This window comes from Streptomyces sp. NPDC002619 (assembly GCF_042889305.1).
In the GTDB taxonomy this organism is placed as follows: Bacteria; Actinomycetota; Actinomycetes; order Streptomycetales; family Streptomycetaceae; genus Streptomyces.
On the sequence record NZ_JBIAQV010000007.1, the window covers coordinates 40,907 to 56,722 of the forward strand.

Below are 15,816 nucleotides of genomic sequence, written 5' to 3' on the forward strand. Positions count from 1 at the left end.
CACCGCAGGGTGCGCCGAGGGGACAGAGTGCGCACAGCGGTCTGCGACGGACGGTCGATCGCGTCGACGAACGGTTCGACGAACGGTCCGTCAGGTCCCGTACGCGACACCGGACGGGCTAATGAGGACGCCGAGACTGTTTGCACCGCGAGCCAGATTCGTACCCATGTGGTCGTACATGAGACATTCCGTACATACGACAAACCTGGGGTGAGCTGATGATCGCACGCAGACGACAGGTGGCCCTGGCCCTGACCGTCCTCCTCGCGGCGGGCGCTGCCTGCCAGGCCGAGAACCGCCCGGAGCGCGCCCCCGGACGCCCGGCCCCCACTTCCGCCGCCCGCGGCTTCACCCTCGTAGCCTCCGGCGACGTCCTGCCGTCCGCCTCGGTCATCGAGCGGGCGAAGTTCGACGCCGGCGGCAACGGTTACGACTTCCGCCCGATGCTGGCCGGGATCGAACCCGTGGTCAGCCGGGCCGATCTGGCGCTGTGCCACATGGAGACGGCGTACGGCGCGAACGGCGCCTACACCGGCTCCCCCCTCTTCAAGTCCCCGCCGGAAGTGGCCGGCGCCCTCGTCGCGACCGGCTACGACGGCTGCTCCACCGCCTCCGAGCACGCCCTCGACGACGGCCCCGCCGGCATCGTGCAAACCCTGGACGCCATGGACCGGGCGGGCCTCAGACACGCAGGCACCGCGCGCACCGCGGACGAGGCGCGCACCGTCACGATCCTCCAGGCCGGCCCGGCCCGGGTCGCGCACATCGCCTACACCGACAACACGAACGCGGGCGCGGTCCCGGCCGATCAGCCCGCGGTCGTGAACCCGCTCGACGTGCAGCGCATCGTCGCCGACGCCCACGCCGCCCGGCAGGCCGGAGCCGACGTGGTGGTCGTGTCCGTGCACTGGGGCACCGCCTGGCAGGACGCCCCCGACCAGCGGCAGCTCACGCTCGCCAAGCAACTGACCGCCGCGCGCACCGGCAGCCGCCCCGACATCGACCTCGTCCTCGGCACCCACGGCCAGGCACCGCAGGCGTTCGAGAAGGTCAACGGCACCTGGGTCGTCTACGGCCTGGGCGCCCAGATCTCCGGCGAGACGACGGGCGGCCAGGGCGCCCAGGACCCGCGCGGCAACCAGTCCACCCTCGGCCGCTTCACCTTCGCCCCGCCCGCCAAGGCCGGCGGCCGCTGGGAGGTGACCCGGGCCGAGTTCGTCCCGCAGATGTACGACCTCGACGCCGGCCGGGTGGTCGACCTCGGCGCGGCGATCGCCAGCGGTGCCGAACTGGTCCCGGTCCGCGACCGCATCCGGGACATCGTGTTCGGCCGGGGCGCGGCCAAGGACGGGCTGATCATGGGGAGTTGAGACGTTGAGACCGGGCGCCGTCAACGCCGGGCCAGCGCGGAGCGCCTGTACGAGTACCCGAAGTAGAAACGCCCGCTTCCAATCCACCACCTGGACCGCCACCGTCCTCGGACCACCCCTCGGCGGCGCCGCGATCGGGCTGTTCGGTCCGGTCGCGACGGTCACGGCCGACGCCGTCAGCCATCTGCTCTCCGCACTCGGCATCCGGGCCGTCGGCGGCGGCGAACCGAGCCCGGCCCGCGCGGACACCCCACGCCTCAAGGCGGGCGACCTCCTCGAAGGCTGGCGCTACCTCCTCACCAGCCCGGCCCTGCGCCCCCTGTGCCTCAACACCGTGCTGGTCAACGGCCTGATCATGGCGGCCGCACCATTGCTCGCCGTCTTCATGCTCGGCCGCCTCGGATTCCCGCCCTGGCAGTACGGCCTCGTCTTCGCCGTCCCCTGTCTCGGCGGCCTGGCCGGCTCACGGCTGGCCCGCCCGCTCGTCGCACGGTTCGGGCGGCGCCGGATTCTGCTGACCACGGGGACGCTGTGGGCGTGCCGACCGGTCGGGCTCGCCTTCGTACGGCCGGGCATCCCCGGCCTGCTCCTCGTCATGGCCGTCGAACCGGAGCTCATCACATGCGCGGGCGTCTTCGACCCGGTCTTCGCCACCCAGCGCCTCGATCCGACCCCGGCCGACCGGGTCACCCGTACGCTCTCCGCCTGGTCCGTCACCAGCAAGGCCACCATCGCCGCCCTGACCGCACTGTGGGGCGTCCTGGCCGGGCTCACCGGCCCGCGCACCGCGCTCGGCCTCGCCGGGGTCCTGCTCCTCGCGACCCCGCTCCTGCTGCGGGAGGGCGGCGCGTCCGCTACGGCACGACCGTCACCGGCCACCGCCCCGCCTTCACCAGCCGGATCGCCACCGAGCCGATGATCCGGTGCCCGGCCTGCTCCGAGGCGCCCACCACGACCGCGTCCGCCTTCAACTCGTCCGCCGCCTTCACCAGACCGTTGTACGGGTCCCCGCGGAAGGTGTGGAACTCCCAGCGCACATCGAATATCCCCTTGACCCGCTCGGCCGCGGCCCGGATCTCACCGATCAGCTCCTCCGCGATCTCGTCGGTCGTCTCCGCCACCGGCGCCCCGAGCGCCGCCCCCGCGGCCAGCACCGGCTGCACATACACGACGGCCAGCAGCGCGCGCTGCCGCCGCGCCAGGCCACCGGCGTAGGACGTGGCGCGCAGTGAGGAGTCGGAGCCGTCCAGGCCGACCACGATGACCTTGGGCCCGTCCGTGCCCCGCTCGAACTGGTGCGAGTGCTGTTCCGTCACGCTCGTCAGGCTATCGGAAACCGCAGGTCCCGCCCCCGGCCGGGACCGCTCGACGGGCGAGCGGCCCGCGGCCTTCCTACAGTCGGAACATGGGTGCTGCCGTGGAGTCCGCCAGGGGGAAGGACGCCACGGGTCCGATACGACCGCACGCGGGCCACCGGCTCGCCCGGGTGCCCGAGGTCTTCGCCACGTTCTTCGGCGCCCTCGGTGTGCTCTGCGCCCTGCTCGCCTTCATCGCCCCCCTGCGGGCCCCGCTCCGCCCACTGGTCCGCGCGCTCGACCTGCTCATCGTCCCCGTCAGCGCCAACCTCGCCTACGCCGTCTTCCTGTTCCTGCTGGCCGCCGCGACCGCAGCACGCAAGAAGGTCGCCTGGTGGCTGGTCGTCGTCTATCTCGGCCTGGTGGTCCTCAGCGACGTCCTCGGCCTCGCACTCGGCCTGTACGCCGCGTCGCTCCCGTCGCTGATCGTCTGCGGTCTCGCCCTGGTCGTCCTGGTCGTGGCCCGGGGGGAGTTCTACGCCGCCTCCCGCCGCGGCGCCGTCCTACGGGCCCTCGCCGTCCTGCTCGCCGGACTCGTGGTGGCGATCCTGGCCGGCTGGGGACTGGTCGCGCTGTTCCCCGGCACGCTCCCCGAGGGCCAGCATCTGGCCTGGGCCGCCGACCGGGTCTGCGGCGGACTGGTCTCCAGCAGCTCCTTCGACGGCCGCCCGCCGCACCAGATCACCTTCCTGCTCGGCCTGTTCGGCGCCCTCGCGCTGCTCAACGCCGCCGCCGCCCTGTTCCGCTCACAGCGACTGGAGGCGGCCCTGCACGGCGACGAGGAGGCCCGCATCCGCGCCCTCCTCACGGCGTACGGCGAGGACGACTCCCTCGGCTACTTCGCCACCCGGCGCGACAAGGCCGTCGTCTTCTCGCCCAGCGGCAAGGCCGCCGTCACCTATCGCGTCGAGGCCGGAGTGTGCCTCGCCAGCGGCGACCCCGTCGGCGACCGCGAAGCCTGGCCGCACGCCATCGCCGCCTGGCTGGACGTGGCCCGACGGCACGCCTGGGCCCCTGCCGTGATGGGCGCCTCGGAGGACGGCGCCCGTGCCTGGGCCCGCGCCGGGCTCGGCGCGCTCCAGCTCGGCGACGAGGCGATCGTGCACGTGGCCGACTTCGACCTGAGCGGCCGTGACATGCGCGTCACCCGCCAGGCCGTGCACCGCGTGAGGCGCACCGGTGCCGGCTGCCGCGTGCGCCGCCACGAGAGCCTCACCGATGCGGAGATGGAGGAGGTCGTCGAGAGAGCCGACGCCTGGCGTGACACCGAGACCGAGCGCGGCTTCTCCATGGCCCTGGACCGGCTCGGCGACCCTGCCGACGGCGCCTGTCTGCTCGTCGAGGCCCTCGGTGAGGACGGCCGGCTCCTCGCCCTGCTCTCCTTCGTGCCCTGGGGCACCGATGGCGTCTCCCTCGACCTGATGCGCCGCGACCGCACCGCCCCCAACGGCGTCATGGAGTTCATGGTCGCCGAGCTGTGCGCCGCCGCCCCGAAGCTCGGCGTCCGCCGGATCTCCCTCAACTTCGCCGTGTTCCGCTCCGTGTTCGAGGAGGGCGCCCGCATCGGCGCCGGACCGGTCCTCAGACTCTGGCGCCGCCTGCTGCTGTTCCTGTCCCGGTGGTGGCAGCTGGAGGCCCTCTACCGCTCCAACGCCAAGTACCACCCCGAGTGGTACCCGCGCTTCCTCTGCTACGGCGAGGCCGCCTCCCTGGCCCGCATCGGCCTCGCCTCGGGAATCGCCGAGGGCTTCGTCGCCGTACCGTCGCTGCGCACCCTGTGGGGCCGGGGACATCCGAAGACCGGGCAGCGGCCCGCGATCACCGTGGGCCTGCCGCTCACGGCGGCGCCCGGTCCCGACGGAGGGGGCGGGACCGGGCCCGCCGCACCGGACGTGGGCCTGCCCGACCAGGTCCGCGTACGGCACCACAAGCTCGACCGGCTGCGTGCGTCCGGCACCGACCCCTACCCCGTGGGCCTGCCACCGCCCACCCACACCCTCGCCGAGGTCCGCGAGGGAGATCAGGTCACGGTCGCCGGCCGGATCATGCTGGTCCGCGACTTCGGCGGCATCGTCTTCGCCGTCCTGCGCGACTGGTCCGGTGACCGCCAACTCGCCCTGACCCGTGCCGAGTCGGGCCCCGCCCTGGACCGCTTCACCGCCGACACCGACATCGGCGACCAGATCACCGCCACCGGCCGCGCAGGCCACAGCGACAAAGGCGAGCCGACCGTCTTCGTCACCTCCTGGCAGCTCACCGGCAAGTGCCTGCGCCCCCTGCCCGACAAGCACCGCGGCCTCGCGGACCCCGAGGCCAGGGTCCGCATGCGCTCCCTCGACCTGGTCACCAGACCCGCCGCCCGCGAGGTGGTCCGGGCCCGCTCCACCGCCGTACAGGCCCTGCGCCAGGGCCTCCTGGACCGCGGCTTCCTCGAGGTCGAGACCCCGATCCTGCAGCAGATCCACGGCGGCGCCAACGCCCGCCCCTTCACCACCCACATCAACGCCTACGACCTCGACCTCTATCTGCGCATCGCCCCCGAGCTGTATCTCAAGCGGCTGTGCGTGGGCGGCCTGGAGAAGGTCTTCGAACTGGGACGCACCTTCCGCAACGAGGGCGTCTCCTACAAGCACAACCCCGAGTTCACGATGCTGGAGGCCTATCAGGCCCACGCCGACTACGACGTGATGCTCGACCTCGCCCGCGAGCTGATCCAGGGCGCCGCCACCGCTGCCTTCGGCCGCCCGGTCGCCCGCAAGGACGACGAGGAGCACGACATCTCCGGGCGCTGGCCGGTCAGGACGGTGTACGGCGCGCTCTCCGAGACGCTCGGGGAGGAGATCGGCCCCGGCACCGGCCTCGCCCTACTGCACCGGCACTGCGAGCGGGCCGGCGTGCCTTACACCCCGGACGACGGACCCGGCGACGTCGTCCTCGAGATGTACGAACGTCTCGTCGAGGAACGGACCGGACCGCCCACCTTCTACAAGGACTTCCCGACCGACGTCTCCCCGCTCACCCGGCAGCACCGCACCGACCCGCGCCTGGCCGAGCGCTGGGACCTCGTCGCCTTCGGCACCGAGCTGGGTACCGCCTACTCCGAACTGACCGACCCCGTCGAACAGCGCCGCCGCCTCACCGCCCAGTCGCTGCTCGCCGCCGGGGGAGACCCCGAGGCCATGGAGCTGGACGAGGACTTCCTCGACGCCCTGGAGTACGCGATGCCGCCCACCGGCGGACTCGGCATCGGAGTCGACCGGACGGTCATGTTCCTCACCGGTCTGACGATCCGCGAGACGCTGCCCTTCCCGCTGGTCCGACGCCGCTGACCGGACACGGTACTGCTCCGACCGGGTGTTTTCCTGCCGCCGACCGGTGTCCGGGTGGTGCACCGGTGCCCTGGGAGGCGACTGATGAGTCATGCAGAAGGATCAGTTGTTCACGCGGCGCCAGGCCTTGCTCGCCGGCGCCGCCGCCGTGGGGGCGGCGGGCACCGCCGGCCTTCTCCTGTCCGGTTCCGGCGACACCGCTCCCGCACGGCCGAGCGGACCCGCCGCAGGTCCGCCGGCTCGTCCCCCGCTCAGCTCCTCCGCCTTCCGGCTCAGTCCCGCGGCCGGTGACGTACCCCTGCGTGCCACCCCCGGACGCACACCCGTGCGGCGCGAGCCGATCCTGCGCATGTCCGGGCGCGGCCGTCACATGCTGCTCACGTTCGACGACGGCCCCAACCCCGACTACACCCCGCACATCCTGGACACCCTCACGGAGTACGACGTCCGCGCCACCTTCTTCGTCTGCGGTGGGATGGCCGACCGGAACCGTGACCTGCTGGCCCGCATGGCCGACGAGGGCCATATCGTCGGCAACCACACCTGGACCCACCCGCAGCTCAACCTGCTCAAGCGCTCCCGGATCCGGGACGAGATCGAACGCACCAGCGACCTCATCGAGAAGGCCTACGGGGACCGTCCTCAGTGGTTCCGCGCGCCCTACGGGGCCTGGAACCGGAATGTCTTCGAACTGGGCGCCGAGATGGGCATGGAGCCGGTTGGCTGGACGGTCGACAGCCTCGACTGGACCGTGCCCGGCACCCGCACCATCATCGACCGGATCGAGAACGGCGCCGCCCCCGGTGTCGTGGTGCTCTCCCACGACGCCGGGGGCGACCGCTCCGAGACCGTCAGCGCACTGCGGCAGTACCTGCCCCGACTGCTGGACGACGGCTACCACCTGACCGTCCCCAGGCGGCGGCTCAGCTGACCGCCCACCGCCCACCCGGCCGGGGCACGCTTCAGCGGACCTCGACCAGGCGGGCGAAGACGACGACGTTGCCGTCGTAGCCGTTCTGCTGGGAGAAACCTCCACCGCACGTGATGATCCGCAGCTCCGGCGTGCCCTTGGAGGCGTAGACACGGTCGCCGGGGAAGTTGTTCTTCCCGAAGACCTCGATGCCGTAGGCCTCGAACACGGCGGTCTTCCCGTCCTTGCGCCGGATCTCGACGCGACTTCCCTTCCTGAGAGCCCCGAGCCCGTAGAACACGGCGGGGCCCGACTTGTTGTCGACGTGGCCGACGACCACCGCGGTGCCCTTCTCACCGGGCGAGACCGCGCCGGTGAACCAGCCGGCCAGGTTCGGGTTCTCGGGCGGCGGCGCGGCGACCCAGCCGTCCGTGTCCAGGCCGACGGGCACTATGGGCGCGTCGACCTGGATCGAGGGGATCCTGACCCGGTCGACGGCCGAGAACGGCAGCGGCTGCGGGGTCTTGGCGAAGTCGGCGCCCGGAACGGCGCTGTCGGCCGCGGCGGCCTGCGCGGGCTGCGGCGGTCCGACGTCGAACTCCCCGGAACCGTTCCGAATGAGCGCGAGCCCGGTCAGCAGAACAAGCGCTATCACGCCCCACGGGGCACGCTTCCGCCGCCGCTCCTCCTCTTCCGCAAGCTCGGGCAGCCCGGACGCAAACATTCGACATCCCCTCTCGACACGGCCGTCGCCGCGTCAGTTCGCGCATACGAGAACGCTAAGTCCCGTTCGGTCCGGCGGCGACGGGGGCGGGAGCGAACGGGTGGCTCCCGGGCCTTTTGGTGCGCCATCCGAGTTGCCGCCGACAGGAAATTTTCTGACGGTGTGTGACCTGCGACAATATCCGATTGTGCGGTTGTCCGACGGCGTGTCAGCTCACCAGGACGGACCATTCTCGAAATGCGGGCGTGTTCCCGGCATCTGAGGGTCTAGTCGGGAGGTGCTTTCTCGCCGATAGACCGGGGACGGGACCCGGGGCGCCTCCTGCGGAGGATGACATGGGACACACACGCGCCGTGGCGGCCGCGGCCCTCGCGGTCGCCGCCATCGGCCTCACCACCCCGGCGGCCGTCGCGGACGGCATGGGCAACGGGGGCGGACCCAGCAGCACCGACTTGGGCGGCACCGCCGTCATTCCCGGCGGCACCGGCGTCATCCCCGGGGGGAGCAACGTCGGCGGCGTCGCCGTCATTCCCGGGGGGAACAACGGGTTCAACAACGGGTTCGGGTTCAACAACGGGTTCGGGTTCAACAACGGCTTCAACAACGGGTTCGGGAACAACTACGGCTTCAACAACGGGTTCGGGAAAAACAACGGCTTCAACAACGGGTTCGGGTTCAACAACGGCTTCAACAACGGGTTCGGGAACAACAACGGCTTCAACAACGGGTTCGGGAACAACAACGGCTTCAACAACGGGTTCGGGAACAACAACAACGGTTTCCGGCCCGGCAACAACAATGGGTTCGGCAACAACAACGGGTTCGGGCCCGGCAACTTCGGGTTCGGCAACAACAACGGGTTCGGGCTGGGCAACAACAACGGGTTCGGCAACAACAACGGGTTCGGGCCCGGCAACAACTTCGGGAACTTCCCCCGGAACATCGTCGCCCAACCCAGAGTGATCGCGAGCGGTGGCCGGCTCGCCATCACCGTGGAAGGCTGCCGGGGCGGCGGCACCGCGTCCTCTCGCGCCTTCCGCAGCACGTTCCTGTCGCCCTTCAACGGCAACAACGACATCGCGAGGGGCTTCGCTACCATCAACAACGGTGCCAGGCCGGGCTCGTACGACATCAGGGTCGACTGCAACGGGCGCACCCTGACCCGCCCGGACGCCTTCACCGTGCTTGGCGGTGTCCACGGCGGCCTGGGTGGCGCGTCCTCCTCCGGGGCGACCCCGACCGACGTGGCCATCGGCGGCGGCCTGGTCTCGTCGGCCGTGCTCGGCGGCGGTGTGTTCTGGCTGCGCCGCCGGCACGAGAAGCGGATCTGACCCTTCGACCCTGCGGGGAACGAGTCGCACGGTGACAGGCCGTCGCCCCGATTCCGTCAGGAACCGGGCCGGCGGCCTGTGCGGCGCCGGCCGTGCGGATGTCCGCCGGTGGCTATGCATCGCCCTCACCGCCGCGTCCGCATGCGAAGCGGTACGCCGCGCCGACCGAGCCGGCCACGAGCGCGGCCCCCAGACCTATCTCCCGGAGGTCGAACCCGGCGAGACTGCCGCCCTCACCGGCTTGGACGGCCCGCGGCACCTGCTGGATCGGTGCAGGGTCCTGTTGGACCGATTCGGGCACCTGTTGGACCGGTTCGGGCACCTGCGGAACAGGTGCGGGGGCCTGCCCAACAGGTGCGGGTGCCAGCGGAACAGGTGCGGGCTGCCGGTCACCGCTCGCCTCCCGGCCGAGGTTGGACCGGCCGTCCGCGATGGTGAGGTTCGTCGAGCCGCTCACGCCGTCGCAGTTGAACGTCACCGGGTACGCCGCCCCCGCGCGGACGTCCGCGTCAACGGTGGCCGTGACCGACGACCGCCCCTGGGGGATGCGGATCGTGTCGAAGATGCCGGAGGAGACCGTCGCGATGTCCTTGCAGCCGTCGGCACGGTTCAGGAGCAGCGTGACCTTGCCGCCCGCCACGATGGTGGTCGGATCGACGTGGAAGCCGTACGGCGTGACGTCGTGGCTGCTGCCGCCGCCGTCGTCCGCGACGGCGACCGTTGCGGACAGGGCGAGGGCACCGGCGCCCAGCAGCGCGGCCGGGGCGACGCGTATCGCGCGCATGCTGTGCCCTCCTGTCCCCGAGGAGCAGCCGCGGACTTGGTTCCGCTCGTGCCGGAATGCACCTCGATGACCGGAACGCTAGGAAGTCGCGCGTGTCGGCGCGATCGGGGTAGCGCGAATGGGGCACATATGTGGGCCGGACGGGCGAATTCAGGACCCGCGGACGGGGGACACACCGGCGTGGCGGTGTCGTCCCCCGGGCCTTTGGTGCGTCGGCGCCGTCAGACCTTGATGTGCGGGAAGAGATGCAGGAACGGCTGGGCCGTCGCCCTGATGCCTCGGCTGTAGGGGGCGTCGAAGTCCCAGATCAGGAACAGCATGAATGTGATCGTCGCCGTGAACAGCCCGGCGAGGACCAACTCCCGTTTCGTACGCCGGATCTGCAGCGCGAAGACCATGCCGACGGTGATCGCGGCACCGGCGATCAGCCCGATCCACACCACCCCTGGCATCGTCGCCCCGGTCGAGTCGGCCCGGGCACTGCGCGCCTGGTCCACCGCGGCCACCTGGTCGAGGAGCGGCTGATAGGCCTGTGCCTCGAAGTCCGACTTCGGTTGGTAGTCGGTGACGTCCCGGCGGATGCGGCCGAGCAGTTCGGTGCCGGTCTGCGTGAGATGGCCGCGCTCCGTCATCGTCGTCCACTCCGTGTGTACGACGTGTCCGACATAGGCGTTGACATCGGCCCGAATGCCGTCACGGACACCGGGTGGATAGACCCGGACCCGCTCCGAGATCTCGTGCAGCGCCTGGGCCTCCGCCTGGACGTGGTCCTGGGCGGCGCTGCGCGCCTCCCATACCCCCGCGACGGCCAGACCGAGGACGATGGCGTACACGACGCCGATCCACATCGTCATGTACTCGATCACGTCCGGGGTCTCGCTGGGGTCGTCGTCGTCCGAGGCCGTGCGGTGCCGTACGAGGGTGATGACGACCACCACGGCGCAGGCGGCCAGCATCGCGAGGACGAGAACAAGCCAATCCGACAACTGATGCCTCCAGGAATGAACGGTCGACGGCTCAGCGTGGCCGCAGTGCGGCGACGGCGGCGATCGCGGGGACGGTGATGAGCAGGACGTAGGTGACCGGGGACGTCCGGTCGTGTGCCGGGCTTGCGGCGGGTTCGGGCTTGTACCGCGGGTAGCTCACGGGGGCCGCAGTGGGGCGGGGGACGGGTCTGGGCGGCGGTGGCGGCGGCTTGCGTGCCGGGATCGGCGTCGGCGTCGGCGGCGGGGTGGGCGCAGGGGCCGGCGGCAGCGCGCGGGGCGGCGGCGGGGTCGGCTTCGGCGGGGACTTGGGCGTGGGTCTCGGCGTCGGCGTGAGCTTCGGGGCCGGCGGCGGGGTCGGTGGAGGCGTCGGTGTGGGTGTCGGACGCGGCGGAGGCGTCGGCGGCGGACAGGCCGGCGACGCCTGCCAGGAGTCACCGGCGACGGCCACCGCCGTGATGCCGTCCGGGCCCGTCGAGGCATACGCGCACGCGTCGGCCCTCACCGTGCCGACCGGGCAGCCCACGAGGATCCACGTCAGCGTCACGAGGGCCAACACCCTTGTGACCGGCGGAAATCGGGTCGTTTCTGGTCCATGCACGACCGAGATCATGGAGCGCGCGGAGGCACCTCATGCCGCTGAGCCGGGGGGTTGACCCGAAGGGGGGACGGCCGGTGAACGGCGCCTTGACGGGCGAGGGCGGGGCGGGAGTGTCACAGGAGCCGGAAAGAAATTCGTGCGCCCGTTGAACACACCGCCCCGTCACGTCCGTACCCAGTGTCGTGCGGCAGCGCAGTGGTCGCCGCAACATCCAGGCGATAATGGGGAGTTGACGATGAAGACCTCCTGGCGGACCGCCTCATTGGTGGCGACGGCCGCTTCGGTGCTGGCCCTGACCACGGCCTGCGGTCAGGACAATGCCACCACTCCGTCGTCGGCGGCCCAGAACGTCGGTGCCACGGCCGCGGCGGGCGATTACGGCAGCGTCGGCACCGGAACCGGTGTGGGCAACGGTTACGGCGCCGACGGCAGTCAGAGTTCGAGCTCCCCGACCCCGGCGAGCCCCGCGGGCCAACTGTCCGTGGCCACCAACCCCGAGCTGGGCAAGGTGCTGTCCGACGAGTCCGGTCTCACCCTCTACCGTTTCGACGCGGACACCGCAAAACCGCCCAAGTCGAATTGCGACGGCGACTGTGCCACCACCTGGCCGCCGGTCCCCGCGGACGACGCCACGGCCGGCGCCGGCATCGACAAGGCGCTCCTCGGCGAGGTCACCCGAGCCGACGGCACCAAGCAGCTGACCGTCGGCGGCTGGCCCGCCTACCGTTACGCGAAGGACCTCAACGCCGGTGACGTGGGCGGTCAGGGCGTGGGCGGCAAGTGGTTCGCGCTCGCCCCCGACGGCAAGAAGGCGAAACTGTCCGACCTGCCCGGCCTGTCCACCCGCAAGGACCCCGAGCTCGGCGAGATCGTCGTCGACAAGAACGGGATGACGGTCTACCGCTTCCTCAAGGACAAGGCCTGGCCCGAGTCCGTCTCGAACTGCACCGGAGCCTGCCTCGAGAAGTGGCCCGCCGTCGCCCCGGTGAACGCGAACGACACCAAGGGCGTGCAGAAGAAGGGCCTGATGGGCTTCACCCGCCCCGACGGCACCAAGCAGATGACCGTGAACTGCTGGCCCATCTACACCTTCTCCGGGGACTCGGCCCCCGGTGACACCAACGGTCAGGGCGTCGGCGGCACGTGGTACGCCGTGGCGCCCGACGGCAAGCCGGTCGGCGCGCCCAAGTAGAGATCACCTCCCCAGGGTTAGTTCACTCAAGGCGCCCGTCCCCAGGTCCGCCCCCTCCGCACCGCGGGGAGGGGGCGGACCGTTGGCATGGACCCGGAGCGTCCAGGCGAAACCGTCGGCGACAAGGCATGACCGGGAACGGATGGTCAATTTCCGTTTCGGGTCGCTCCGTTGGCGGGCGATCAGTAGCCTCAGCTCGAACACCGGATCGCCTGTCCCTGTCGCCTACGCCTTGGAGCGATACATGGAACGTCCCGCCTGGGCCCCACGGAGCATCGACATCTCGGTGCCGAGCGTTTCGCGTATCTATGACTTCTACCTGGGCGGTTCGCACAATTTCGAGGTCGACCGCGAGGCGGCCCGCAAGGCCATGGAATTCCTGCCGGGGCTTCCGAAGATCATGCAGGCGAACCGGGCGTTCATGCGCCGCGCGGTGCGTTTCGCCGTCGACGAAGGCATCGACCAGTTCCTCGACATCGGCTCCGGCATCCCCACGTTCGGCAACGTCCACGAGGTCGCCCAGGCCCAACTGGCCGGCTCCCGCGTCGTGTACGTCGACCATGACCCGGTGGCCGTGGCGCACAGCCAGGCGGTCCTGGAGGGCAACGACGACGTCGACGTGGTGGCCGCCGACCTCCGCAAGCCCCACGAGATCCTGTCGAGCCCCCAGGTCGAGCGCCTAATCGACCTGAATCGGCCAGTGGCGCTGCTTCTCGTTGCCATACTGCACTTCGTGGAAGACGCGGACGACCCCTACGCTGCGGTGGCGGAGCTGAGCCAGGCACTGGCGCCCGGCAGCCTCCTGATCCTCACGCATGCCTCGTACGAGGGAATCCCGTTGCCGGCGGAGCGGGCCGAGGGCGCGGTGGACGTGTACAAGGACATTCGCAACCCGCTGATCATGCGCTCGCGCGACGAGATCGCGCGGTTCTTCAAGGGGTACGACATGGTGGAACCCGGACTGGTGCCGATGCCGCACTGGCGGCCGCAGACGGCGCCGGAGGACGAGGACCCGTATGCCTTCTCCGGGTTCGGCGGCGTGGGGCGTACGGCGTGAGCGCGGAGCCGGACGGGCCGGAGGACAGACTGCGCCGGTTCGCGACGATCTGGAGCCGGGCCGTCTTCCCGGTGACCTCGACGTCGCTGACCCGGCCGGAGCTCGAGGAGCAACTCCTGCCGCTCGCCCGCCGGTTGAGCACGTCGCTGCGGCGGCGCGGCTTCGAGGCCGACGAGGCGAAGGCGGTCGGTGCCGCGCTGATCGACGCGCACTGCACCGACCCCGAGGCGCTCAGCCGCACCCTGGACTGCGTCGACGCCTACCTGGTGCTCTACTGCGGCGAAGACGGACCCCAGGACGAGCTGCGGATGCGCTCCTCGCGGCTGCAGCACGCCATGGCCGCCGGGTTCGCCGAGGCGCTGCGCGACCGCACGCTGGCCGAGCAGGAGGCCATCGCCCAGGCCGCGTTGCGCGCGCAGGGCGTCGTCGCGCAGGCGCTGCACGCCAGCGAGGCCCGCTTCCGCGCGTTGTTCGAGGGGGCGGCGATAGGGATCGGCATCGCCGACCTGGAGGGCAACGTGCTCCAGGTCAACGAGGCGCTGCTGCGCATGTTCGGGCTCACCGAGCAGTCGCTGCGCGGCCGCCGGGTGCCGGCCTGGTCGCACCCCGATGACGCCCCACAGACCTGGCGGCTGTACGACGAGCTGGTGCGCGGCGAGCGCGAGCACTACCACGTGGAGAAGGCATTCAACCGCCCTGACGGAACGGTCCTGTGGACCAATCTGACCGTCTCCCTGCTGCGCGACGCCGACGGCAACCCGGAGTACCAGCTGGCCCTCATGGAGGACACCACCGAGCGGCGGCTGCTCAATCTGCGGCTGCGCTACGAGGCCACGCACGACGCGCTCACCGGACTGCCCAACCGCACCCTGTTCTTCGAGCGCCTGGAGAAGGCGCTGGGCGCCGGCGAGGGCCAGCGCTTCGGGCTGTGCTATCTAGACCTGGACGGCTTCAAGACTATCAACGACAGCCTCGGTCACGCGGCGGGCGACCGGCTGCTCGTCGAGGTCGCCGACCGGCTGCAGGCCTGCGCCACCGCGCCCGGTGAGATGGTCGCCCGGCTCGGCGGCGACGAGTTCGTGGCGCTGACCACCGGGCCCGCTACCGAGCGCGAGGTCGACGAGCTGGCCGAGCGCATCATGCACGCGCTCGTCACTCCGGTCAGCATCGACGGTCGCGACCTGCTCGTGCGCGGCAGCATCGGCGTCGTCGAGGGCCCGGCGGGCGAGCGCACTCCGGCCGAGGTGCTGCGCAGCGCCGACATCACCATGTACCGGGCCAAGTCGGCGGGCGGCAACCGCTTCGAGCTGGCCGACCCCGAGGCGGACGCCCGCGCCATCACCCGGCACGGGCTGACCACGGCGCTGCCCGCGGCCCTGGACCGGGGCGAGTTCTTCATCGAGTACCAGCCGCTGGTCCACCTCGGCGACGGCAGTGTCCGCGGCGCCGAGGCGCTCGTGCGCTGGCTGCATCCGCAGCACGGCGTCCTCGGCCCCGACCGGTTCATCCCGCTCGCCGAACACACCGGTCTCATCGTGCCGCTCGGCCGCTGGGTCCTGGAGGAGTCGGTGCGTCAGGCCCGCGAGTGGCGGGAGCGGTACGTCACGGCCGACGGCCCGCTGCGCATCAACGTCAACCTGTCCCCGTGCCAGCTCAGCCACCCCGGTCTGGTCCAGGACACGGTGGAGATCCTCGAGCGCACGGGCGTCCAGCCGGACTCGCTGTGCCTCGAGGTCACGGAGTCGGCCCTCATCGGTGCCGACGACGACCTCCTCAAGCCGCTGCGCCGGCTCGCGGAGATGGGCGTGGACATCGCCCTGGACGACTTCGGCACGGGCTATTCGAACCTCGCCAACCTGCGCCGCCTGCCGGTGCGCGTCCTCAAGCTGGACCGGTCCTTCACCGAGAGCATGCAGCGCTTCCCGGTGGACCCGGTCGACCTCAAGATCGTGGAGGGGATCGTTTCTCTCGCCCACAGCCTCGATCTGGCGGTCACCGTGGAGGGCGTGGAAACGGGCGCCCAGGCCGAGCAACTCCGCATACTCGGCTGCGACACGGCCCAGGGCTGGTACTACGCCCGCCCGGGCCCGCCGGAGCGGCTGCACGACCTGGCGCTGGTGGACGCGACGGGCTGAATGGCTTGTCCTGTGTAGCCGTCGCGGGCCTGGCAGTGTGGCTGC

General features: G+C 71.2%; 13 protein-coding genes and 1 pseudogene. 9 read left to right on the top strand and 5 right to left on the bottom strand.

The window, feature by feature from the left end; translation table 11 throughout:
- The first annotated feature begins 218 nt into the window (after positions 1-218).
- Entirely contained in the window at positions 219-1,370 is a 1,152-nt protein-coding gene (locus ACFYXB_RS14465; protein WP_389581626.1) for a CapA family protein, read from the top strand.
- A gap of 67 nt (positions 1,371-1,437) precedes the next feature.
- Positions 1,438-2,289: pseudogene (locus ACFYXB_RS14470) on the top strand (MFS transporter); the annotation flags it as partial.
- Here ACFYXB_RS14470 and ACFYXB_RS14475 read toward each other — a convergent pair.
- A complete protein-coding gene (locus tag ACFYXB_RS14475) occupies positions 2,225-2,686 on the bottom strand; it encodes a universal stress protein (RefSeq protein WP_351359957.1) in 462 nt (153 codons plus the stop codon). The pseudogene ACFYXB_RS14470 and the gene ACFYXB_RS14475 sit on opposite strands and share 65 nt — an antisense overlap.
- Positions 2,687-2,775: 89 nt before the next feature.
- Between ACFYXB_RS14475 and lysX the strand changes: the two genes are divergently transcribed.
- Both lysX and ACFYXB_RS14485 read left to right on the top strand, forming a co-directional pair.
- Complete coding sequence (gene lysX / locus ACFYXB_RS14480; protein ID WP_389581630.1) at positions 2,776-6,054, top strand: bifunctional lysylphosphatidylglycerol synthetase/lysine--tRNA ligase LysX; 3,279 nt, start codon at positions 2,776-2,778, stop codon at positions 6,052-6,054.
- A 91-nt stretch (positions 6,055-6,145) separates the two neighbouring features.
- Entirely contained in the window at positions 6,146-6,985 is an 840-nt protein-coding gene (locus tag ACFYXB_RS14485) for a polysaccharide deacetylase family protein (protein ID WP_389581633.1), read from the top strand.
- Between the two features lie 31 nt (positions 6,986-7,016).
- Here the strand turns inward: ACFYXB_RS14485 and ACFYXB_RS14490 are convergent, their stop codons facing one another.
- Positions 7,017-7,688 (bottom strand): class F sortase, encoded by a 672-nt coding sequence (locus ACFYXB_RS14490; RefSeq protein WP_389581636.1) that lies wholly within the window; start codon positions 7,686-7,688, stop codon positions 7,017-7,019.
- Between the two features lie 866 nt (positions 7,689-8,554).
- Between ACFYXB_RS14490 and ACFYXB_RS14495 the strand changes: the two genes are divergently transcribed.
- Positions 8,555-9,019: a hypothetical protein gene (locus tag ACFYXB_RS14495; RefSeq protein WP_389582091.1), complete on the top strand. Its 465-nt coding sequence runs from the start codon at positions 8,555-8,557 to the stop codon at positions 9,017-9,019.
- Between the two features lie 112 nt (positions 9,020-9,131).
- Here ACFYXB_RS14495 and ACFYXB_RS14500 read toward each other — a convergent pair whose 3' ends face one another.
- The 3 genes from ACFYXB_RS14500 to ACFYXB_RS14510 form a co-directional block, all read right to left on the bottom strand.
- The gene (locus tag ACFYXB_RS14500) at positions 9,132-9,803 is read right to left on the bottom strand and encodes a hypothetical protein (RefSeq protein ID WP_389581639.1); all 672 of its coding nucleotides are present in this window, start codon (positions 9,801-9,803) and stop codon (positions 9,132-9,134) included.
- A 221-nt stretch (positions 9,804-10,024) separates the two neighbouring features.
- Positions 10,025-10,789 (bottom strand): DUF4239 domain-containing protein, encoded by a 765-nt coding sequence (locus tag ACFYXB_RS14505; protein ID WP_389581641.1) that lies wholly within the window; start codon positions 10,787-10,789, stop codon positions 10,025-10,027.
- 31 nt (positions 10,790-10,820) lie between these two features.
- Positions 10,821-10,949, bottom strand: coding sequence for a hypothetical protein (locus tag ACFYXB_RS14510; RefSeq protein WP_389581643.1), 129 nt, complete (start codon positions 10,947-10,949; stop codon positions 10,821-10,823).
- Between the two features lie 49 nt (positions 10,950-10,998).
- On the opposite strand from ACFYXB_RS14510, the gene ACFYXB_RS14515 reads away from it, so the two are divergent.
- From ACFYXB_RS14515 to ACFYXB_RS14530, 4 genes are all read left to right on the top strand, one after another.
- The gene (locus ACFYXB_RS14515) at positions 10,999-11,442 is read left to right on the top strand and encodes a hypothetical protein (RefSeq protein ID WP_389581646.1); all 444 of its coding nucleotides are present in this window, start codon (positions 10,999-11,001) and stop codon (positions 11,440-11,442) included.
- Positions 11,443-11,622: 180 nt separating this feature from the next.
- Positions 11,623-12,579, top strand: coding sequence for an SCO0930 family lipoprotein (locus ACFYXB_RS14520; protein WP_389581649.1), 957 nt, complete (start codon positions 11,623-11,625; stop codon positions 12,577-12,579).
- A gap of 244 nt (positions 12,580-12,823) precedes the next feature.
- Complete coding sequence (locus ACFYXB_RS14525) at positions 12,824-13,636, top strand: SAM-dependent methyltransferase (protein WP_389581651.1); 813 nt, start codon at positions 12,824-12,826, stop codon at positions 13,634-13,636.
- Entirely contained in the window at positions 13,633-15,771 is a 2,139-nt protein-coding gene (locus tag ACFYXB_RS14530; RefSeq protein WP_389581653.1) for a putative bifunctional diguanylate cyclase/phosphodiesterase, read from the top strand. Before ACFYXB_RS14525 ends, ACFYXB_RS14530 begins: the two co-directional genes overlap by 4 nt.
- Positions 15,772-15,816: the final 45 nt, after the last annotated feature.

Excerpts from the sequence above, each read along its gene's own strand:
- ACFYXB_RS14500 (WP_389581639.1), bottom strand. The coding sequence starts at position 9,803 with ATGCGCGCGATACGCGTCGCCCCGGCCGCGCTGCTGGGCGCCGGTGCC.
- ACFYXB_RS14465 (WP_389581626.1), top strand. The coding sequence starts at position 219 with ATGATCGCACGCAGACGACAGGTGGCCCTGGCCCTGACCGTCCTCCTC.
- lysX (WP_389581630.1), top strand. The coding sequence starts at position 2,776 with ATGGGTGCTGCCGTGGAGTCCGCCAGGGGGAAGGACGCCACGGGTCCG.
- ACFYXB_RS14520 (WP_389581649.1), top strand. The coding sequence starts at position 11,623 with ATGAAGACCTCCTGGCGGACCGCCTCATTGGTGGCGACGGCCGCTTCG.
- ACFYXB_RS14525 (WP_389581651.1), top strand. The coding sequence starts at position 12,824 with ATGGAACGTCCCGCCTGGGCCCCACGGAGCATCGACATCTCGGTGCCG.
- ACFYXB_RS14490 (WP_389581636.1), bottom strand. The coding sequence starts at position 7,688 with ATGTTTGCGTCCGGGCTGCCCGAGCTTGCGGAAGAGGAGGAGCGGCGG.
- ACFYXB_RS14485 (WP_389581633.1), top strand. The coding sequence starts at position 6,146 with ATGCAGAAGGATCAGTTGTTCACGCGGCGCCAGGCCTTGCTCGCCGGC.